This window comes from Opitutaceae bacterium, from assembly GCA_015075305.1.
GTDB lineage: Bacteria > Verrucomicrobiota > Verrucomicrobiia > Opitutales > Opitutaceae > UBA6669.
Genome location: JABTUS010000007.1, coordinates 294,322 through 314,395, shown reverse-complemented (window position 1 = coordinate 314,395; position 20,074 = coordinate 294,322). Strand labels below are relative to the sequence as shown.

17 protein-coding genes are annotated in these 20,074 nt (G+C 62.0%); 9 read left to right on the top strand and 8 right to left on the bottom strand.

What is annotated here, in order from left to right; genetic code table 11:
- The first annotated feature begins 4 nt into the window (after positions 1-4).
- From HS122_15000 to HS122_14975, 6 genes are all read left to right on the top strand, one after another.
- Positions 5-655, top strand: a complete 651-nt coding sequence (locus HS122_15000; GenBank protein ID MBE7539705.1) for a polysaccharide biosynthesis/export family protein — start codon at positions 5-7, stop codon at positions 653-655.
- A gap of 9 nt (positions 656-664) precedes the next feature.
- Positions 665-2,833 carry a polysaccharide biosynthesis tyrosine autokinase gene (locus HS122_14995; GenBank protein MBE7539704.1) on the top strand — a complete coding sequence of 723 codons (2,169 nt, stop codon included), beginning with the start codon at positions 665-667 and terminating at the stop codon, positions 2,831-2,833.
- Between the two features lie 70 nt (positions 2,834-2,903).
- A complete protein-coding gene (locus HS122_14990) occupies positions 2,904-3,737 on the top strand; it encodes an alpha/beta hydrolase (protein ID MBE7539703.1) in 834 nt (277 codons plus the stop codon).
- A gap of 201 nt (positions 3,738-3,938) precedes the next feature.
- Positions 3,939-4,802: an LpxI family protein gene (locus tag HS122_14985; GenBank protein ID MBE7539702.1), complete on the top strand. Its 864-nt coding sequence runs from the start codon at positions 3,939-3,941 to the stop codon at positions 4,800-4,802.
- Between the two features lie 112 nt (positions 4,803-4,914).
- A complete protein-coding gene (locus tag HS122_14980; GenBank protein ID MBE7539701.1) occupies positions 4,915-5,415 on the top strand; it encodes a bifunctional nuclease family protein in 501 nt (166 codons plus the stop codon).
- 131 nt (positions 5,416-5,546) lie between these two features.
- Complete coding sequence (locus HS122_14975; protein MBE7539700.1) at positions 5,547-6,569, top strand: tRNA-dihydrouridine synthase family protein; 1,023 nt, start codon at positions 5,547-5,549, stop codon at positions 6,567-6,569.
- Between the two features lie 66 nt (positions 6,570-6,635).
- On the opposite strand, the gene HS122_14970 is transcribed toward HS122_14975, so the two are convergent.
- The 5 genes from HS122_14970 to HS122_14950 form a co-directional block, all read right to left on the bottom strand.
- Positions 6,636-7,592: a glycosyltransferase gene (locus tag HS122_14970; GenBank protein MBE7539699.1), complete on the bottom strand. Its 957-nt coding sequence runs from the start codon at positions 7,590-7,592 to the stop codon at positions 6,636-6,638.
- The gene (locus tag HS122_14965) at positions 7,585-8,568 is read right to left on the bottom strand and encodes an NAD-dependent epimerase/dehydratase family protein (protein MBE7539698.1); all 984 of its coding nucleotides are present in this window, start codon (positions 8,566-8,568) and stop codon (positions 7,585-7,587) included. Before HS122_14965 ends, HS122_14970 begins: the two co-directional genes overlap by 8 nt.
- Positions 8,569-8,600: 32 nt before the next feature.
- The gene (locus tag HS122_14960) at positions 8,601-9,017 is read right to left on the bottom strand and encodes a hypothetical protein (GenBank protein ID MBE7539697.1); all 417 of its coding nucleotides are present in this window, start codon (positions 9,015-9,017) and stop codon (positions 8,601-8,603) included.
- A gap of 9 nt (positions 9,018-9,026) precedes the next feature.
- Positions 9,027-9,785 carry a class I SAM-dependent methyltransferase gene (locus HS122_14955; GenBank protein MBE7539696.1) on the bottom strand — a complete coding sequence of 253 codons (759 nt, stop codon included), beginning with the start codon at positions 9,783-9,785 and terminating at the stop codon, positions 9,027-9,029.
- Between the two features lie 116 nt (positions 9,786-9,901).
- Positions 9,902-12,058 carry a hypothetical protein gene (locus HS122_14950; GenBank protein MBE7539695.1) on the bottom strand — a complete coding sequence of 719 codons (2,157 nt, stop codon included), beginning with the start codon at positions 12,056-12,058 and terminating at the stop codon, positions 9,902-9,904.
- A 219-nt stretch (positions 12,059-12,277) separates the two neighbouring features.
- Here HS122_14950 and HS122_14945 point away from each other — a divergent pair, with 219 nt between their 5' ends.
- The 3 genes from HS122_14945 to HS122_14935 all read left to right on the top strand — a co-directional run bounded on the left by HS122_14945 (position 12,278) and on the right by HS122_14935 (position 16,529).
- Positions 12,278-13,948, top strand: a complete 1,671-nt coding sequence (locus tag HS122_14945; protein MBE7539694.1) for a glycosyltransferase family 4 protein — start codon at positions 12,278-12,280, stop codon at positions 13,946-13,948.
- Positions 13,949-13,970: 22 nt separating this feature from the next.
- Positions 13,971-15,173, top strand: coding sequence for a glycosyltransferase family 4 protein (locus tag HS122_14940; GenBank protein MBE7539693.1), 1,203 nt, complete (start codon positions 13,971-13,973; stop codon positions 15,171-15,173).
- A gap of 159 nt (positions 15,174-15,332) precedes the next feature.
- A complete protein-coding gene (locus HS122_14935; GenBank protein ID MBE7539692.1) occupies positions 15,333-16,529 on the top strand; it encodes an aminotransferase class I/II-fold pyridoxal phosphate-dependent enzyme in 1,197 nt (398 codons plus the stop codon).
- Between the two features lie 10 nt (positions 16,530-16,539).
- Here the strand turns inward: HS122_14935 and HS122_14930 are convergent, their stop codons facing one another.
- From HS122_14930 to HS122_14920, 3 genes are all read right to left on the bottom strand, one after another.
- Positions 16,540-17,556: a glycosyltransferase gene (locus tag HS122_14930; GenBank protein ID MBE7539691.1), complete on the bottom strand. Its 1,017-nt coding sequence runs from the start codon at positions 17,554-17,556 to the stop codon at positions 16,540-16,542.
- 14 nt (positions 17,557-17,570) lie between these two features.
- The gene (locus HS122_14925) at positions 17,571-18,743 is read right to left on the bottom strand and encodes a glycosyltransferase family 4 protein (GenBank protein MBE7539690.1); all 1,173 of its coding nucleotides are present in this window, start codon (positions 18,741-18,743) and stop codon (positions 17,571-17,573) included.
- A gap of 102 nt (positions 18,744-18,845) precedes the next feature.
- A complete protein-coding gene (locus tag HS122_14920; GenBank protein ID MBE7539689.1) occupies positions 18,846-20,072 on the bottom strand; it encodes a glycosyltransferase in 1,227 nt (408 codons plus the stop codon).
- Positions 20,073-20,074 lie beyond the last annotated feature (2 nt).

Sequence of the window (20,074 nt, the reverse complement as noted above, 5' to 3'; positions counted from 1 at the left end):
CAGCATGCAAACGCCGCAGTCCATTCTCCATTCCCTCCTCCGCGCCGGCCTGTGGCTGCTCCTTGTGATGGGCACAGCGGGCTCCTCGAATCTTTCCGCACAGCGCCTTCCGGCAACGACGGGAACCGTGCCGCTCACCTACACGATTGCACTGACGGATCGCCTCAGAATCGGCGTCTATCAGGAGGACGACCTCTCCATCATCGCCCGCGTGGATTCCCTTGGCTGCGTGAACCTTCCCCTGGCGGGCGAAGTGAAGGTCATGGGACTCACCATCGGCGAGGCCCAGAAGGCAGTGGAGGAGGCCTACATCAAGGGCCGCTACCTGCGCAATCCGCAGGTCACGATCAATGTCGAGGAATACGCCCCGCGAGAGGTTTCCATTCACGGACAGGTGCGCACACCCGGACGCTATTCCCTGCCGATCGAGGCAACCATGACGGTTCTTGATCTCGTGACCAAGGCCGGCGGGCTGACCGACACGGCGAAGGGCTCTGAAATCACCGTGACCCGGGTTTCCGCCGATGGAAAACGGTCCACATACACAATCGACGTCGAAAGTCTCATCAAGGGTCGCGACAATGCGGATGTTAAGAAGAACGCGCTTCCCCTGCTTCCCGGCGACATCGTCAACGTACCCGAAAGAATCATCTGATTTCGAGCCATGGCGGATACCCCTCAAAAATCCTATGGCCCGGGCTCCCAGAAGGGCTACGGCCGTGATGAGTTTCTCGTCGAACGGCGAACGCTGCGCGACTACTACATCATTCTCCGCGAACGCCTGTGGATCTCCCTCCCCCTCGCGCTGCTCGTGGCTCTGGGTTTCGGCTACTACCAGGCGCGCAAGACGCCCATGTATTCAGCGATGGCCACGATGCAGTTCGAGAAACCCGAACGCGTCGTTCTCGAACAGCAGGTGGTCGATCCAACGGTCACCAGTGAAATCGACGTCAACACCTACCTCCTCACGCTGCAAAGCGCCCGCATTCGCAACAGGGTCCTGGCATCACTCACACCCGATGAACTCGCGATGGTGCAGAAGCCCTACCTTCAGGATGTCCCCGCAGGCAAGCCGCCGCCAAGCCCCGAGACCGCGCTGGGCACGCTGACAGCGACTGCCATCCGCAACAGCTACCTGATGAGCGTTGCCGTCGCCCACCGCGATCCGAATGCGGCGGCGTTGATCGCCAACCGTTACGTCGACGAGTTCATGCAGGATCTGCTTGACCGCGTCGGAGGAAGCAATGACTACGCCGTCGAGTCGCTCAAGAGCGCCGCTGAAAAGCTGCGCCAGAGCTCGGAGGAGGCGCAGGTCAAGCTCCTCACCTACATGAGGGAGAAGAATCTCGTCTCCCTCGACAACAGCGTGAACATCGTCGCCGAGCGCCTCCGCCGCGTTAACGAGGCTCTCGTGCGCATCCGCGAGGAGCGCCTGGCAAACGAGCAGCTCTACGCACAGGTGGAGGCGTTCCGCAAGGAAGGCCGCAGCCTCCTGGAGATATCCTTCATCGCCAATCACGGCTCCATTCCGACGATTCGCAGCCAGTTGAACTCCCTCATCCGCGACCGGTCGGTCTACGAGGAGCGCTACCTGGAAAAGCATCCAACAATGATCAAGCTCGCGCACGCCATCGCGATCTCGCAGCAGCAGCTCGACCGCGCCGTCGACCTGGCGGTGAAGGATCTCGAAAGCACCCTCGAGCGCATCCGCTCCCAGGAAAAGACCTTCGAGGGGGAGTTTCGCGAGCAGGAGCAGGCGCAGCTTCGCCTGCGGGACATTTCCGTCGATTACGACACGCTCAAGAAGCAGGCAGACGTCGCCACAAACAACTACACCCAGGTTCTCAACCGTCTGACCGGCGTCACGACGAGCAGCAATCTGCAGAAGTTTCCCGTGCGCCCGCTCGATCGCGCAACACCGCCTGACAAGCCTTTCGCACCAAATCTCGACCGCATCCTGCGCAACAGCGCCGGGCTCTTCGTGCTCGTTTTTCTCGGCGTGGCCTTCAGCCTGAGCATGGTCGACGATCGCATCAAGAGCGCATGGGACGTCGAAACCTTCATAGGGGTCAATCTGCTGGGCATCATTCCGGAACTCTCCTCGATCAAGGACTCGGAAAAGTACTCCATGGTGACGGATAACAACCAGTCGCCAGGCACGGAGGCATTCCTCAGCATCTATAGCTCGGTCAAGATCCACTCGAAACTCGACTTCCCCAAGAGCCTCCTGATCACGTCCACCATCCCGGGCGAAGGCAAGACACTGGTCGCCTGCAACCTCGCCGGAAGTTTCGCGCGCCACGCCAAGGCAACGCTGCTGATCGACTGTGATCTGAGGCGCCCGATGCTGCACCGGCATTTCAAGCAATCAAATGAGAGCGGCCTGATCTCCTGGTTTCAGAACGGCGCATCCCTCGAGGGCGATCCGATGGCCAACACCCATCTCGGCATAGTGAAGGTCGGCGAAAACCTGTGGCTGCTTTGCTCCGGCGGGCGATCGAAAACACCCACTGAGCTCCTCGACAATCCGGTCTTCGGAAAATTGCTGGAGAGCCTGAAGACTAAATTTGATCTCCTGGTCATGGATTCACCACCCCTCGGCGCAGTCACCGACTCCATGCTGATCGCGAGCCGTTCCGATGAAATCGTCTATGTCTGCCGTTTCAACCGCGCCTACCGGAAACACATCCGGCTGTACTTCAATGCCCTTCGCGAAGGCAAGAATGAGATTCTCGGCATCGTGCTGAACGGGCTCTCACCGCGGCGGATCGAGTACTACACGAACTACCGGTACTACCGGAGTTACAAGAAATACTACGGCTCCCAGACCTGAGGCCACCCGGCCGATCCAACGCCGCCCCCGCGACCCGCTCCTGGCCGGCATTTGCCCAGACGTCATCTTCATGCTCAACCGCCTCTGTTTTGGAATACTGCTCCTTGTCATTCCAGCCGCGAAGTCCGGGTTGGCTGCGGGTGATGAGACCCCGGTGACCACCAGTGAATGGAACGGTTTTGCGCAGGAGGAGTTCATCGTCGCCGGCAGACCGTGCCGCCTGGTGCTGCCAAAGACAGCCGCCCCGGGCAGACCCTGGATCTGGCGGACGGAGTTCTTCGGACACTTCCCGCAGGCTGACATCGCCCTGCTCAAGCGCGGCTTTCACCTCGGGTACATGGAAGTCTCCGACATGTTCGGCGGTCCTCCCGCGATGGTCCTGATGGATGCTTTCCATGCCAGCATGACGAAGGAGCGCGGCATCGCGGCCAAACCCGTGCTCATCGGCCTGAGCCGGGGCGGACTCTACGCCTTGAATTGGGCGGCCCGCCACCCGGAATGGGTTGCGGGCCTCTACCTGGATGCGCCGGTCTGCGACTTCAAGAGCTGGCCCCTCGGACAGGGCAGGTATCCGGGAAATCCTGTCGAATGGGAGCGTCTGAAGAAAGTGTACGGCTTCGCCAGCGACGCCGAAGCCATCGCGTATCCGCTCAACCCGATCGACAACCTCGCACCCATCGCCGCAGCGAAGATCCCCATCTTGAGCGTTTGCGGCGATGCCGACAGGACGGTCCCCTTCGAAGAAAACACCGCCATCCTTGAACAACGCTATCGACAGCTTGGCGGCTCCATCCGCGTCATTCTCAAGCACGGCGTGGACCATCACCCCCACAGCCTGGATGACCCCCAACCCATCGTTGATTTCGTCCTGAAGTGCACGGGCACCGTCGAAACGAACCCCTGAAGCCGCCATCTCCCGAGTCACGGCTCCCGGACCTCGCCCTCTGGCCTAGCCGCTCTTTCCCCCTCCCACTCCCTCGCGTCCCCTCCGCACCTTGGCGCCTTCGCGTTTTCCCCCACCTTCGTTTTCACTTTTCACTCCCCACCCGTTGCTTCCATCTCCCACGCTTGCCGTAGTTCAACGTCTCGGGTTCGCTCAATGCCCATGCCCACGCTGCCGGTGTCTCCCTACCTGCCCGCGTCGTTCGACGCCAGGAAACCCGTTGCCCTCATTGCAGGACAGGGACGCTACCCCCTCTTGGTCGCGGATTCAATCCGCCGGACCGGCGTGCCGCTTCGGTTGATCGCCTTCGAGGAGGAAACGCCGCCAGAGCTTTACGCCTCCTTCGTCGAAGCGGATCGTCGCAGGATCCTGGTGGGCCAGCTTGGAAAGATGCTGCGGGCGATCGAGGACTTCGGCGCGGGCTACGCCTTGATGGCCGGCCAGATCACGCCGCGACGCCTGTTCAAGGGGCTGCATCCGGACCTCAAGGCGACACGCATCCTCCTTGGACTCAAACGCCGCAACGCTGAAACCATCTTTGGAGCGATCGCACAGGAAATCGAAGACATGGGTGTGACCATGCTCGACGCCCGCTGTTTCATCGAAAGCCACCTGGCGACGGCGGGCTGCATGACCGGCAGGCGATTCCCGATCGAGCAGGAATACCTCGATCACGGCATCCACATCGCACGCGAATGCGCCAGACTCGACATCGGCCAGGGGTGCGTGGTCCGCAAGGGCACCGTCCTCGCCGTGGAAGCCTTTGAGGGCACCGACGCCATGATCCGCCGCGCCGGAGAACTCAAGACCGACAAGGCTCTCTACGTCAAAACAGTCAAGGCGCGCCAGGATTTCCGTTTCGACGTGCCGGTATTCGGTCTTCGAACGCTCGAAACCATGCGCGGTGCGGCCATCCATGCGGCGGCATTGGAAGTCGATCATGTCATCATGCTCGACAAGGCGCAGGTGATCCAACAGGCGAAAGAATGGAATATTTCGCTGTTCGGTTTCAGTCCGCCGGGTTGATTGTCCGGAAATTGCGCGTCAGCACAATCCCCCCGTTGTTCAATCCCAGCCTGCCGCAAACTGCGAATCCCTTCCGCTTGCGCCTGCGGACGGGTGTGCTCATTGTCAACCCATGTCACATGATGTCGTTCCCGTCACCGTAAAGGGCTTGATGCCCGCCGCCAATGGCTGCGCCATTTTCCTCGGCAACGACGAAAAGAGCTTCATCATCTATGTCGACCACTTCGTGGGGCATGCCATTCAGATGACGTTGAATGGAGTGAAGAAGGACCGCCCCCTCACGCATGACCTCATCGGCCACATGCTGATGGGGCTCGGCGCCCGCCTCGAGCATGTGGTTGTCAACGACTTCAACGAGGGCACCTACTTTGCCCGCATGCTTCTTCGCATGGAGAATGAACTGGGCAAAAAGATCATCGAGCTCGACGCCCGCCCCAGCGATTCCATCGTTCTCGCCCTGCAGCAAAAGCGCCCGATCACGGTCGCGCGCAAGGTGTTCGAGTCCGTGGAGGACATGAGCGAAATCCTCGAGCGCGTTCTCAGGCAGCAGGCCTCTGAGCAGGAATCCGGCAATGGTGAAACGGGTGACGAGGACGACAAGCCCGGCGCGTGAGCACCTCTTCGGACTCCACCGGCAGTCCTGTCCGACCCGCCACGATGACTGCGCCCAACGTCAACCGAACAATCCCGGCCGCGCTGCCGCAGCCGCACCTCGCCGGCCAGCCGCTCACGGCGCTCGCGCCCATGCAGGACGTGACCGACCTCGCTTTCATGCGGGTCGTCGCCGACATCGGTGCGCCCGACTACTTCTTCACGGAGTTTTTTCGTGTTCACGCGCAGTCCCGGCTGGAGAAACACATTCTTCGATCGATTGACGAAAACACCACGGGGCGCCCGGTGTTCGCACAGTTGATCGGAGAGGACCTTCACCACCTCGAGCGTTCCGCCCGGGAGCTGCTGCATCATCCCATCGCGGGCGTGGATCTCAATCTCGGCTGCCCCGCCCCGAAGGTCTACAAGAAGAACGTCGGCGGCGGCCTGCTGCGCGACCCGGAGCACGTCGACGCCATCCTGGGCGTGCTGCGCGCCGCGATTCCCGGGCTCTTCACCGTCAAGATGCGCATCGGTTTTGAGGATACCCGGAATTTCGACCGCATTCTGGATTCGGTGAACAGCCACGGCGTTGACCTCCTGACAGTCCACGGGCGCACCGTCAGGGAAATGTACCGGAGCGAGGTGCACTACGACTGGATCGCGCATGCGGTGTCACGGGCCGGCTGCCCCGTGCTGGCGAATGGCAATGTCTCCTCAGCCTCGGCAGCCGTCCGGATTCTTGAAACCACCCGCGCGCACGGGGTCATGATCGGCCGGCACGCCATACGCAATCCATGGATCTTCCAGCAGTGCCGCGAACGCTTTTCCGGGCGCGAGCCCCGGACCATCACGCTCGGCGAGGTGCGCACCTACATCGACAGGCTCTATCGCGCCACCGGTGACCCGGACGTGCCCGAGCGCGCCCACGTCAACAAGATGAAGAAGTACCTCAACTTTGTCGGTCAGAGCGTCGATCCCGGCGGCGCGTTCCTGCACGACATGCGCCGCACGCAGACGGAGGCGGAACTCTTCGAAGTCTGCGACCGCCACCTGCTCGCCAGCCTCGCCAGGGAATTTCACCCCGAGCCCTACCCCGGCGTCATCGCGCGGCCAAACTGCGAGACTCCCCTGGCCGAAGCCGACGGCTGCTCCCTGGACGCCGTCACCGCATAGACCACCCCGCCCGGAAGCGTGCGTCCGTGCGGCTGGTCACTCGGCATCGATCACAAATCCAGCAGGCTACTTGATCGAACTGCGCACAATGGCGCGTATCACCGCCTGCGGCCGCTGGTTTATCGTTATGAACATGCGTCCGATATATTCCCCGAAGAGTCCAAGAATGATGAGCTGCACGCCGGAAAATGTCAGCAGCGCCGCCATGAGCGTTCCCCAGCCGAACTGGGGCCCCCTGTCGTGCAGCCACCAGTACGTCACCACGCCGATGGCGACAAATCCGCACAGGGCCATGATGACACCCAGCACCGTCGCGATCCTGAGGGGAATCACCGAAAAATTGATGAACGTGCTGAGCCAGAGGCGCACCAGCCTGCGAAATGTGTAGCCGCTGCTGCCCGCCTGGCGTTCGTCGTGCCGCACCAGCAGGGAGCCGATCCGCTGCGTCACCTGGAGCAGCAGCCCGTCGATGTAGGGAAACGGACCCGAGTTCGCCGCCGCCTGCCGCGCCACAAATGCCGTCACGCAGCGGAAACTGGAGAGATAGAAGCCGCCGGGCTTGTCCAGCGCCAGATCGGTCATGCGGTTGGTCATCCAGCTTCCGGCATTTCTCCATGCCGAATGCTGCTTCACCTCATAGTATCCGTAGACGACGTCCAACTGATGCTCCCGCGCATGAAGGAAAAGCCGCACCGCCTCGTCCGGCGGGTTCTGCCCGTCGTCATCGAGATTGACCACGTACTCACCGCGTGAGTGTCTCCACCCGGTGAGCACGGCATTGTGCTCCCCATAGTTTCGCGAATGCTCGACATAGGTGATCGGTATTTGAGCATTGGATGCAAGGTCGCGGCAGATTCCGGCGGTCGCATCGCTGCTTCCGTCATTCACCAGGACCAGTTCATGGCCTCCCTTCACCTCCAGCGACTCAATGGCCTTCACCAGCGCCCGCAGCGTCTCCGCGCTGTTGTACAACGGGATGACAAGGCTGAGCGCCGGGGTGGTCGCGCCGCTTGTGTCAGACATAGTGGGCAAGCTCCTTCCGGTAGAAGGCGAGCGTCTGAAGCAGCGCCCGCTTGAGGCCGGTCCGGGGCCTCCATCCAAGCTTTGCACGGATCAGGCTCCAGTCCGCATAAAAGTCCCCGATGTCTATTTTCTTCCGATCCGGAGGGAAGCTCTTCACGCGAAACTCGCCGCCTCCATTGCAGGCGACGAGGAGTTCCGCAAGCGCATGGAGTGAGACAGGCGGCGGACCTCCAAGATTGAACACCCCGCCCTCCGCCGCCTCGCTGGCTGCGGCCAGGAGCAGCGCGTCCACGCAGTCGTCGACGTAGGTGAAGTCCCGGAGCTGCTCTCCTCCCCACACCTCGAACGGCCTGCCCTCGAGCACGGCACGGATCCAGACACCGACAAACGTCTGGCGTGCATCCTTGATCCTCATGCGCGGGCCGATCGTGTTTGTCAGCCGCAGGATGGTGCTTCGTATGCCGTGGTTGCGGTGATAAAGCAGGTGGTAGTGCTCCCCAGCCAGCTTGTTGATGCCGTTCACGTCCACGGGTCGAAGCGGATGCGACTCGCTGACCGGCAGTACATCCGGGCGCCCGTAAAGCTGGCGCGTGCTCGCAAACACGACCCGGATATGCGGGTTGTGCCGGCGGCAGGCCTCGAGGATCGACAACTGCGCCCGGGCGTTGATCTCGAGATCCGTTTCCGGATCGGTCATCGAATCCATGTGGCTCGTCTGCCCCGCCAGGTTGAACAGGTAGTGCTGATCGCGCACAAAGACGGGAAGCGAATGCCGGTCGCGCACATCCGAGATATTGACGTGAACCCGGCCCGATAGGCCCGCAATGTTGAACAGGTTTCCACCGTACTCGGGAATCAGCGAGTCGACCAGCGTCACCTTGGCCCCATAGCGCACCAGCCGGCGCGCCAGATTTGACCCGATGAAACCGAGCCCGCCAGTGATGAGGACATGGCGTCCGCGGAAGCACGATTGCAGGGTTGAACGCGGCGAGGACACGTGTCGGGAGGTCAATTGTCGACGGGATCGGGGTCGGGCTTCACGTCCAGATCAATGCGATAGGCGGCAAAGCCGAGCAATCGGTGGTCGGTGGCGTTCGCAGGCTGGGGAGGCGGGCTGGACTTCATTTTCACAATCGTGGTGCCAGGGGCCACTGTTATGGATGGAGTTTTCACCCATGCAAGGTCCGTCCCGATCTTCGCACGGCGGCGCCTTTTTCCGTTCACCGAAACCTCAAGCTCGCAATCAACCAGCGCCCGCGCCCGGCTTCGGATTGCAACAGGCGAATATTGCAGAGCGACTCCAGCAACGCCCGCAAACAGCGGCCAGCATCGCTTCCATGCCCGGGGCGCAATCAGCCAAGCCAGGCCTGCACCCCCAAAATACACGTGCAGCAGGAGTGCGAAAGCTGTCGGGTGGAAAATCATGCGACAATCCTACAACGGCGATCGCGCGCTCGTCGCACTTGCAAACAAAGAAGTTCCCCACGTGAACCTGCCACCCACTCCAATCCAAGCACGTTCAACACCCATGACTCCACGCATCATCGCCTCAACAACCGCGGACCGTGCTTCAAGATCACTCGATCCCGGAGAGCCGGGAAACAGCTTGCGCTTCAGAAATATCAAGGGGAACGGCAGCGCATTCCAGTGGGTCAGCCGGTTCAGATGAAAGCCTGACTTCACGATCTGCTGCGTGAACTCCCTGCGTGAATAGCGATGCCGGGACTGGCAGGCATCATCATGATACGACCACATCCATTTGTAGGCCGGCGCGTTCAGGATCAGCAATCCTCCCGGCCTGAGCACGCGCGCAACCTCGGATATGGCCCGGTCCGATTCGACCGGGTGGGCAAGCTGGCAGAACAGGTCAATGCATGTCACCGCATCAAAACTGCGGTCAGCAAACGGCAGTTCCAGTATTGACGCCTCGCGAATGTCACGGCCAGGACACCGCTGCCGGGCGAGCTCACAGGCCTGCGGCATGAAATCGACGCCTGACCAGGACCAATGGGGCGACAATGATCCGAGGCGTTTCAGCAATCCGCCCGCACCGCATCCGGCATCAAGGATTTCCGCGGTTTTGGAAGCCGGCAAATGTTCAAGCAGCTCCCGGCGCACATGCGCGTGAGCGGCGCGGAAATACCAGATCTCATCGTCGAGGTCGGCGAGTTTGAGGTACTCGTCAGGTTCCATGAAACAATCAATTCCAGCGACTGCAACCGCGCCCGGCGCGAACAATCTTCGCTCCGCTCATCAAGTCATGCAACGGCCTTTGACTCCCATTCCAGACGAGAGAACAGTGGCCCGATTCAATTCTGCTGATCGGTCTTTGCGATGGAAGAGTCACGGGATCCATTCAGAAATCCTGGCGTTGATTGCGAACTCCTGGCCGAAGAGATGCGTGGCGTCACCTTCGCCTTGATGAGACCGACCGATCGCAGACCATTGTGCGCCCGGATCAGCCTCACGGAAGGCTCAGGCGAACTGAGGTCAAACCGATTGATCCCCGGCTGAAGATCGACGGCGATCGGCGGAAGCGCGACGGGCGAATCGCCAATGTTCATTTCCGTCAGGAGCTCGCCGCGATAGGAAAGTTCAACGGTTCGATTTCCCATTCCCACCAGGGTGAGTTCCAGATTCACCGGCAGCGGACGATCGATCGGATTGAAGTACATCAATACGGAGGGCCCATGAGCCCAGAGTACATCTATTCCTGTGGATGACTCGAGGTGGGAATACCATCCCTCCCCCGGAGTCAGGGCATCGCCAAGCGGTGGATGTGTCTGGTCAACCTTCCCCAAGACAACGGCCACCTGGCCATCCTCTCCCTCAATGACATTTGAATATCCCCTGTCCCTCAGGGTGCCAAGCACACTCGCACCTCCATCCTTGAAGCCACGACGGTTGATGTAGAGAGCTCCAAATCCATGGCTTTCCAGCCGCTTGACCAGTTCCGCCGGAGGCAGTTTCTCAAGGTCATGCTGCCACCGCGTGCGCGCACGAAGCTTCACCCCGCCGTAGGTGAAATGCAGTGTCGACGTGTGCAGATAGGGTCGGAAATGCTCATAGTCCGACATGACGTGCGGGGGATTGACTTCGGGAAATCCCATGACCGGAAGCTGGAACACGAGCGTGCCGGGATGCAGGGATTTCTCGAGCCTTCGCCCGAAATCGGAGTCAGCCTGAATCGCCTTGGCCACTTGAGCGCGCCGCTGCGCAGAGTAGGCCTTCGGAATCTGATCCATTGCCCCGATTCCCGTGAGTATCGCCGCCAGGACACAGCTCCAGACGGGGCGCACCTTGCTTGTGAGGCCCGTCAGTTTGTGAACCACAAACAGGAGCACGATGCATGAAATGAACACCGAAATGCGATTCGTCGCCCGGAAGAGGTTGAAGCCCAGATAGAGCGCAACAAGGTTGGTGATGCCTCCCATCGTCGCGTAGGCAAGCATCCAGCCAACCTGAATGGACCACCCGGATGGGGACCGGCCTCTCAAAAGCTGGCGCGCCGCGTCAACCCAAAGCCAGACAAAGCCCACCATGCCCACCATGCCGAGATAGGGAAGGAACACCTCCCCCCGCCAGTTCGTCCAGCGACCATAGCGGAACCCAAAAAATGCCATCCAGTCCCAGTTGTGTGATGTGGGTGGAACAAACATCTCCACCATCTTGAGCGCATAAACCTCGGTGCCCGCATAATTGCGCACGAGCAGCGGCACGGCACCGGATTTCGTGTACAGCCAGAATTCCGCGTTAACGACGAAAAAGCCCAGCCCAGCCACTGCAACGCACGCCGCGCCCACCTGCAGGTTCACCCGCTGTCGACCGCGAAAATACTGGGCGATCATCGAGAGGATCAGCAACTGCCCCCAGAAAAACAGGTTGTATGGATTGCTTGCACCCAGCGATGCAGCGATCGCCAGGCAACCCCACGCCGCCGGACTCCGCCATCGCATCGGCGCACGCCGCCCGATCAACCAGCAGGCCAGCAATCCCAGCGGCACGGTCCAGGTGAACAGCAGCAGCAGGTGCGCCAGCCCTCGATCGAAGACCGAATACGTGTACGCAAACAGGACCGCTCCCATCATTGCCCACTCGAATCGCGCGCCAAGTCGTCGGGCGACAAAATAGAAGGCCAGCCCCGAACTGACCGTCGCCAGCAGCATCGCAAGATTCGCAGCCATTTCGAGGCCAACCAGCCGGGTCAGTCCACCCAGCGCCAGAATGAGAAACTTGTCCGGCGTCGGATAACCATTCCAATGCGCGCCCCAGGGCGCACCCAGTCGATGGATGACCTGCGGAAGCATCGGCCACGTATCCCCTTCCGACGCGGCCTTGATGCGCGTGAGTATCTCGAGGCTGTCGCCCGAATAGTCGAGAGCCACGCGCCACGCCTCCACCGTCCACATCCGATAGTGCTGACACCAAAGCAGGCAAATCAACACCACCAGTCCAAGGATTCTCAATATTCGCCAAACTCGCGCAGTAGGCGCGGCTGCGGGATGAGGGGAAGGGGAAACTGTGGAATCCATAAGAACACCAGCATCCCTTGCCCACCCTCGGATAGAGACGGGAACAGAAGCCGGACAAGGCCATCGAAGGCAAATGTCCGGGCACAGTGCTGGCAAGCCCGCAGGTCGGAAAAGTTTTTGCCTCCCGGTGACTCCACGCTATTCACCCCTTTCTTGTCTTCCTCACGTCCATCACTCCAAAAATCACACGCCCGCCGATGGTGCTCCTGTGAGGGCCTTTTCCTCGACTCCCTCGCAACCGACTCTGCATGGATCCGTGAAGTTGGCATCCTTCGCCTGCCTCCCCTGGATCAGCCGCTCAGCTTGAGGATTCACGGAGCGTTTCAGAGCCATCCCGAAGGCAACGCGCGAAAACCCGGCATGCCGGGACTCGAGATTCGCGTCACGGGCTCCGACAGGATCCATCGCGTTGCTGCCCCGCCCCAAGGTGCCGGGCCGTGGGAGGTCACGGTGCAAACCGCTCCCGCACCCGCCTCTGGGTCCATCGAAATTCGCCTCCGTCTGACAGGCGTCGCATGGACCAACGCCCTCGCCTGGCTGGGGCGCGTCACCGGTTTTTCCTTTCTGCAGCGCTTTCGAGCACAGGGCAGAAACCGGCGGTTGCGAATTTCAAAAGTCGAGACAAGCGGAGGAGAAACCATCCTGGATTTCGCCAACCGCCAGTCTCCGCTTGCTCCGGAGTTTCTGCGCAAACATCTCAATCTCGGCGTCAATATCGTCGGTTTTCTCACCGCCGATCTCGGCATCGGCGAGAGCGCCCGCTGCATGGTCCGCGCCGCCGACGCCGTCGCCCTGCCGGCCGCGCTGATCGATCTCCGGCTCCATTGCAAGAACCGGCGCGGGGACATGACCTGCGCCCCGCGGCTCGTCAGCGAACCGGTGCACCCCGTGAACATCGTTCACGTGGATCCGCCCGCATCGCTCGATCTCGAGCACCACCACGGGAAGAAATTTCGGTCCGAGCACTACAACATCGGCTACTGGGCATGGGAGCTCCCGGAATTTCCAGATGCCTGGATGCGCGCCTTTGATTGCTTTGACGAGATCTGGTGCCCGAGCGAATTTGTGCGCGCATCCATTGCCTCAAAATCGCCGGTCCCGGTTCTGGCGATGCCACACGCCATCGAATTCCGCCGCCCAGCCGCCTCCACGCCCCAGCTTCGTCAAGGCCTCGGCCTGCCGGTGGATCATTTTCTTTTCCTCTTCCTCTTCGACCTCAACAGTTACGCGGAAAGAAAAAATCCCCGCGCCGTGATCGACGCCTTTCGCCGCAGCGGGCTCCAGCAGGAGGGGTGCCGCCTGGTGCTCAAGGTGCACAATGTCGCGGGCAATGAAAGCGACCTCGCAATCCTCCGCGCATCCATCGCGGATCTTCTAGGCACGGTGGTGATCACCGACACGCTTCCGCGTGACGAACTCTATGCCCTCGAGGCGGCGTGCGACTGCTTCGTCAGCCTGCACCGTTCGGAGGGCTTCGGGCTCGCACTCGCCGAATGCATGTATCTCGGCAAACCCGTCATCGCCACCGGCTGGTCCGCGACAACCGAGTTCCTCGACGCCGAATCCGGTCTCCCCGTGAGGGCGTCCCTCGTCACGCTCGATCGCAATCACGGACCCTACTCCAAAGGGCAGGTCTGGGCCGAGCCGGACATCGATCACGCAGCGGAACAGATGCGGCGCGTCCACCGCGACGCGGAACTTCGAACGAGAATCGGCAGCGCAGGCCGCAAACGAATCGAGTCCGCACTCTCACCGGCTGTGATTGGCGCCCGCTACCGGCGGCGACTCGAAGCCATCGCGATGCACCACGCGTCGCTGTCGTGACCCGCCTGCCGCCGGCTTCAAAATGATCCTCGTCGATCTCACCCACACGAGTCACACCCGCGCAAAAACCGGCGTGCAACGCGTCTCGCGTTCATTGCATGTGGCCCTGGCGCGCCGCGCGGGACACGAGGTGCGCGGAATAACCTGGGATCCCTACCGCAGGGCGTGGCGACGCCTCGTGCCGTTCGAGTCGGAAAACCTGCTCGCGGACGATACTCACCACCATCGGGCAGCACGATGGCCGATCGGAAGCAGACTCCGGGGCACCCTCGAACGATGGACTGGAATTCCCGCCCAGACGCCGCTTTCGGGTTCATCCCTGGTTGCTCCGGAAATCTTTTCGCGTGAAACCGCAGACAGGTTTCCCGGACTGTGTTCACGAATATCGGGACCACGCGTCGCGTTGTTCCACGATGCCATAGCGCTGAAGCTCCCGGAGCTCACTCCAACCCGCACCGTGGCCAGGTTCCCCGCGTATCTGCGGGAGCTCCTGATGTTCGACGGCATCGCAGCGGTGTCGCAGGACTCCCGCAATGCGCTCGTGGATTGGTGGCGCTGGATGGGAATCACGGATGCACCCGAAGTATCGACCATCCCCCTCGGGATAGACGAGCCCGGGGATGATCCTGTTCTCGCGCGCACGACCTCCGCGCCCGTGGTGCTTTGCGTGGGGACTCTCGAGGGAAGAAAGAACCACATCGCGCTGCTCGACGCCTGTGAGTCCCTGTGGAAACAGGGTCATTGCTTCGAACTCCGTCTCATCGGCATGGCCCATCCGGACACGGGAAAACTCGCGCTGCAGCGCGTGCAGTCGCTCCAGGGCAGCGGGCGGCCGCTTCGCTACGACGGCGCGGTTGACGAAAAGGCGCTGTGCGCCGCCTATCACGAATGCGCGTTCACCGTCTATCCTTCCCTCATGGAGGGCTTCGGCCTGCCGGTGCTTGAGAGCCTGAGTTACGGCAAACCCTGCATTTGTTCGTCGCAAGGAGCGCTGGGCGAGTCTTCACGCGACGGCGGCTGTCTTTCGCTCGCATCCGTCGATTCATCCTCACTGGCCTCCGCGATCTGCACGCTTCTTACAAACCCGGAGCACCACCATCACCTGAGTGTCGCCGCACGGGGTCGCACATTGAGATCCTGGGACACCTACGCAACCGACTTGCTCACCTGGATGCAAACGCTGCCGCGCCGAGCCGCCCAAGATGGATCGCCCCTGCAGGGCTGAACGAGCACGATTTTATGCCGCCCCTTCAAGGCTGAAATCTCCCCCTTCCCCCCATCACCCAAGGCGTTGCCTTGGGCTGCCATGGTTTGCGCCCTCAGCGCGTGTGTGGTTGAAACGGTTTGCTAAGCCCCCCCACCCACCTACCGTCTCCACTCCGACATGGCGTTTTCCCTGTTTACCAAGAACAAAAAGGCGTGGATCGAACGCTGCCGCGAGGACTACGCCACAAGGATGCGCCTGAAATACGCGCCCTACTACCACTCGATGGAGGCGCAGACAGGCACCAGCGTCACCCTCGACGGTCGCGAGATGATCATGCTGTCCAGCAACGACTATCTCGGCTTCTCCTTCCATCCGAAGGTCATCGAGGCGTCGCGGCAGGCCATTCTGAAATGGGGAACAAGCACGACGGGCGCGCGCCCTTCCAACGGATCCCGGGGGTTCCACCTCGAACTCGAAAGGGACCTGGCCGCATTTCTCGGACGCGAATCCTGCCACGTCCACTCCGCGGGCTACCTCTCGGTGATGACGAGCGTCACGGCATTCGCGCAGAAGGGCGACCTCATCCTCGCCGACAAGAATCTCCACTCCTGCCTTTGGGACGGCATCCGGCTGTCGCACGCCTCCGTCGAGCGCTTCTCGCACAACAACCCCGATGATCTTCGCGAGGTGCTGGCCGGCGCGAATCCCGAGGTTCCAAAGATGCTCGTCATCGAGGGGGTCTACTCCATGGAAGGCCACGTCGCGCGGCTGCCGGAACTGCTCGCGCTCGCCGAGGAGTACGACTGCTTCACCGTCCTTGACGACGCCCATGGCTTCGGTGTCCTCGGGCGCCAGGGTCGCGGCACCGTCGACCACTTCGGACTCAATGACAAGGTCGACCTGATCTCCGGCAGTCTCTCAAAATCGCTCGCAAGCACGGGTGGTTTTGTCGCGGGCTCGACCGACGCGATTGAATACCTGCGCACGCATTCGAAACAAACCATCTTCTCGGCGGCCATCGCGCCGTCGCAGGCCGCCGCCGCCCGGGCCGCCCTGGCGCTCATGCAGTCCGAGCCCGAGCACCTCGACCGGCTGTGGAAAAACACACGGCGCTACGTGGCCATGTTGAAGGGCCTGGGACTCGACACCTGGGAGACCGACACCCCCGCCGTGCCCATCGTGCTCGGCACCCGCGAACTCGCCTACCGCTTCTGGAGCGCGCTGATGGAGCAGGGCGTGTTCACGGTCATGTCGATCGCGCCGGCCGTCCCTCCCGGCAAGGATCTCATCCGCACCGCCATCTCCGCCATGCACACCGACGAACAGCTCGATCGGGTCGGCGAGGCCATGGCCCGCGCGGTCAAGGCCCTGTAGTCCGCCCCGGCTATCGGCAGCGACTCCTGATCACACCGACGGTCTGCGCCCACGTTGTCGGAGTTCGCTCAAGCGCCTCATGGGCGAGCCGCAGCCAGGCTGCATCGTCAGTCAGGAGACGCTTTGACTCCTCCACCCAAACATCGAGTTCGCCCACCGGAAGACTGACGCAGCCTCCGCCATCGGCATTCTCCCGCAACACGGGCAGGTCGCTGCACAGGCAGGGCACTCCGAACCAGAGCGACTCCAGCACCGGAAGCCCGCAGCCTTCCGCAAGCGTAGGGAAAAGTGTCAGACGCGCCTGCCTGTGGAGTTTCGCGAGCATCGTGTCATCCGCGGCCTCGTGAAACGCGATCCGTCCGGGAAACTGTTTCGCGAGTGCCCTGATCCGCGCGCGTATTGGCGCGCCGAAATGCGGATTGACCCGGCCGACCAGGTGCACGGCCACCGGCAAGCCGTCGTTCCACAGGCGCTCCGCAACCTGAAGCGCGAAAACCTGGTTCTTTCTCGGCTCAAGGATCCCCACGACAAGCAGGGACGGCGGCGGTGGATCAATCCGCGCACTCGGCCTCGCCTGCCGCAAGCCATCCGCCCCGAGCGCGAGCACGCTCACCTCGCCCGCAGGATTCACGCCCTGCCATCTCCAGAATTCCAGCAGCTCCCTGCGGCTGGCCTCCGACACGGCGAAGACGCGATCGAACAGCGCGAGTTCCTTCATGTACAGCGCGTGCCGGGCGACACTGTGCGGCCAGGTGATGTGCGGCAGCTTCAGCGGTATCGCATCGTGATAGACCGCGGCGCGGCGGCAGCGCACCGTGCGCAGCCACTCCGACCATCCCGGTCGATCCGCAGCCGAAAAAACCTCCGGCGTAAAATACCAGTCTTCCGGCTTCATCTCGCGACCCCAGCGCCCCCACGCCACGGGACTCATCCCTCCGGCCCATTCCTCGCGCAGCCGCGAACTGACGCGCGTCAGTCCCGAGCGGTGTCGCGCGCTTCCGGACTTGGTGATGTCGAAATATACCATCGAAATGAAACCGTTCAGGACTCTCGTCGTTGCGACTCAATCTCCCGCAAAGCACCCAGTCGCGAGTTTTCGCGGACACTGAGAAAAAGCTGGCGGAGTCGCGCCGCATTTTTGTGGGCATCAAATTCACGTTCAACCCAAGCACGCGCACCACTGCGAAATCGCCGGCACAGCGCGTCATCGTCCCTCAATTCGATCAACGCCTTCACCCACGCCTGGGTGTCGCCGACGTTCGCAACAAGCCCGGTCTCCCGATCCGTGATCGCCTCCGTCGTCGCGGCCGCGGGTGAGGTCACGACCAACACTCCCGCCGCCATCGCCTCCGGTATGACGTTGGGGAGGCCGTCGCGATCGCCACTCGCGGAAACGATGCCGGTATGCACCAGGACATCCGCCCACGCCAGCGCCTCCATCACGCCCGCTGGCGCGCAGTGTCCTCGAAAGGAAACCCGGTCCTCCAACCGCAATTCCCGGCACCTGCGCATCAGCGATTCCCTCAGCGGCCCGTCCCCAAGTATCCTCGCCTCAAAGGAAACTCCAGCCTCCCGCAGCGCGGAATAAATATCCAACTGCCCCGCAATCCCCTTCTTCTCGACAAGCCGGGCGATGCAGACAATGCGCAGCGAATCGCGCGGCGCGCGCAGCGGTTTCAGTTTCGGAAACGCGGGCAGTCCGCGGCGGATCACGTGAATTCGCGCAGAGTCGACTCCCCGGGACACCAGTGTCGCGAGCGCCATCTCCGTCGAGGTGTGCACAAACGCGGCGTCACGCAGCTTCTCCTTCAGCCACCAGTCGCCGCCATGCTCGTAGATGTCGTACGCATGCGCCGCCGCGCTGAAACGCAGTCCCGTCAATCGGGAGAGAATCCATGCCGCCGTCGCGGGTCCGCCCGCCCACGCGGCGTGAATCAGGTCCGGGGGGCTTCGTCGGAATTCCCGCGCCATCACACCCGCAAACCCCGCCCCGAGCATGTTCTCCCAGAAATTGATCCACGAGGGTGCCCTCCTGGTCAAAAGCCCGCGCAGCAGCTCCGACATCAGGTCCCACCGGGTGAGCGTCGTCCAGGGAATGATCCAGACGAGCGCAAACAGCCGCGCGAGGCGGAAGCGTCGAACCTCGATCCCGTTGAAGCTCCCTCCTGCACCCCACAGCGAATGGATCCGAAGCTCCACACCCTGTGCCTGCATGGCGATGATCTCGCGCTGCAGAAACGTCTCGGTGGACTTCGGAAACGTGGTGAAAATGTAGGCGACCGTGAGCGGACGGGAACTCACAACAGTTCTCCTTCCTTACGTTCTTTCACGCCGGCCGCCGCCGTTCGCGGGAGGAAACGGCTGGCGCGACAGTTCAATGTCCGCGGTCGAAGCGGCCAGGCCCACAATCTCATCGATCAGGAGCGTCGGATCCTCCTCATACCGTAGCGACACAAACCTGTTCCGATACTGCGCATGGGAGTCTGAGTCGGACATCCATCGGCGGAGGATGCGGACAAACTCCTCGCCGGACTCGATCTTTTCCGAGCCCGCGCCATTGCGGAAGAATTTCCAGGTGAGGTTCTCCTGGGGCATGATGCCGCCGAAGGCGTTGAACACGATCGGACACTTGAAGTGCAGCGCCATCGCGCATGTCGTCGTGCCTCCCCGCGTGACAATGGCATCGCTCGCCTGCATGAGCAGGTGCACCTGGTCGGAATATCCCTCGACATACAGGTTCAATGACGGGTGGGTGGACCGCCAGTGCATCACCTGATGGAAGGTCTCCCTGTCCTTCCCGCAGATGACGACGACCTGGACCTTTTGCGAAAAAAGCAGCAGCGCGGGCAGCAGGGCAAAGTGATTGTTCGCGCCATTGCCTCCCGTCGCCAGAAACACCGTGAAGAGGTCCGGCTTCAGTCCCAGACGCTTCACACGGAAACTGGCGCGATCCGCCGGTGCCACGAGCTCAATGTGCGAACGCGGCCGCATGAGATGCCCGCGCACGCGGCATCTATCCGGCGGCATGCCCTTGCGCACGGCGTAGTCGCGCGCGGTCGGTGTGCGCGAATAGTAAAGATCGGCGGAGGGCTCGATCCAGTTGATCGAGTAGCCCCAGCCTCCGGAAAACTCGCCGCAGTACGTGACGCACCGCACGCGATTCGCGCCGAGTATTTTCCGCGCAAGTTGAAAGTACCCGCGGTTCAGGCAGTCATGCACGCTGAAGATGAGGTGGGGGCGGTACTCCTCCAGCACCCGGCGGTAGTAGCCCCGGCCGAACGAGACCGTGCTCCGGTTGAGAATCGCCAGAAATTCGATGATCGTGTAATAGATCCCGTGCAGGATCGGCAGGCGCCTCTGGATCCAGTTGTAGAGATTCACGCCACCGCGGTTCACGACCGACGATTTCTCCAGCATCTGCTCGATGCGCACATCAACGCCGTGGCGATAGAGCTGGAAACACCACTCGGCCATCGCCTCGGCCCGCGCATCGTGGCCGCCGCCCGTGCTGGACGTGAGGATGAGGATGCGAACCTGCTCCACGG

Excerpts from the sequence above, each read along its gene's own strand:
- HS122_15000 (MBE7539705.1), top strand. The coding sequence starts at position 5 with ATGCAAACGCCGCAGTCCATTCTCCATTCCCTCCTCCGCGCCGGCCTG.
- HS122_14930 (MBE7539691.1), bottom strand. The coding sequence starts at position 17,556 with ATGGTATATTTCGACATCACCAAGTCCGGAAGCGCGCGACACCGCTCG.
- HS122_14975 (MBE7539700.1), top strand. The coding sequence starts at position 5,547 with ATGCAGGACGTGACCGACCTCGCTTTCATGCGGGTCGTCGCCGACATC.
- HS122_14935 (MBE7539692.1), top strand. The coding sequence starts at position 15,333 with ATGGCGTTTTCCCTGTTTACCAAGAACAAAAAGGCGTGGATCGAACGC.
- HS122_14970 (MBE7539699.1), bottom strand. The coding sequence starts at position 7,592 with ATGTCTGACACAAGCGGCGCGACCACCCCGGCGCTCAGCCTTGTCATC.
- HS122_14940 (MBE7539693.1), top strand. The coding sequence starts at position 13,971 with ATGATCCTCGTCGATCTCACCCACACGAGTCACACCCGCGCAAAAACC.
- HS122_14925 (MBE7539690.1), bottom strand. The coding sequence starts at position 18,743 with ATGCAGGCACAGGGTGTGGAGCTTCGGATCCATTCGCTGTGGGGTGCA.
- HS122_14955 (MBE7539696.1), bottom strand. The coding sequence starts at position 9,785 with ATGGAACCTGACGAGTACCTCAAACTCGCCGACCTCGACGATGAGATC.
- HS122_14960 (MBE7539697.1), bottom strand. The coding sequence starts at position 9,017 with ATGATTTTCCACCCGACAGCTTTCGCACTCCTGCTGCACGTGTATTTT.
- HS122_14995 (MBE7539704.1), top strand. The coding sequence starts at position 665 with ATGGCGGATACCCCTCAAAAATCCTATGGCCCGGGCTCCCAGAAGGGC.
- HS122_14980 (MBE7539701.1), top strand. The coding sequence starts at position 4,915 with ATGTCACATGATGTCGTTCCCGTCACCGTAAAGGGCTTGATGCCCGCC.
- HS122_14985 (MBE7539702.1), top strand. The coding sequence starts at position 3,939 with ATGCCCACGCTGCCGGTGTCTCCCTACCTGCCCGCGTCGTTCGACGCC.
- HS122_14990 (MBE7539703.1), top strand. The coding sequence starts at position 2,904 with ATGCTCAACCGCCTCTGTTTTGGAATACTGCTCCTTGTCATTCCAGCC.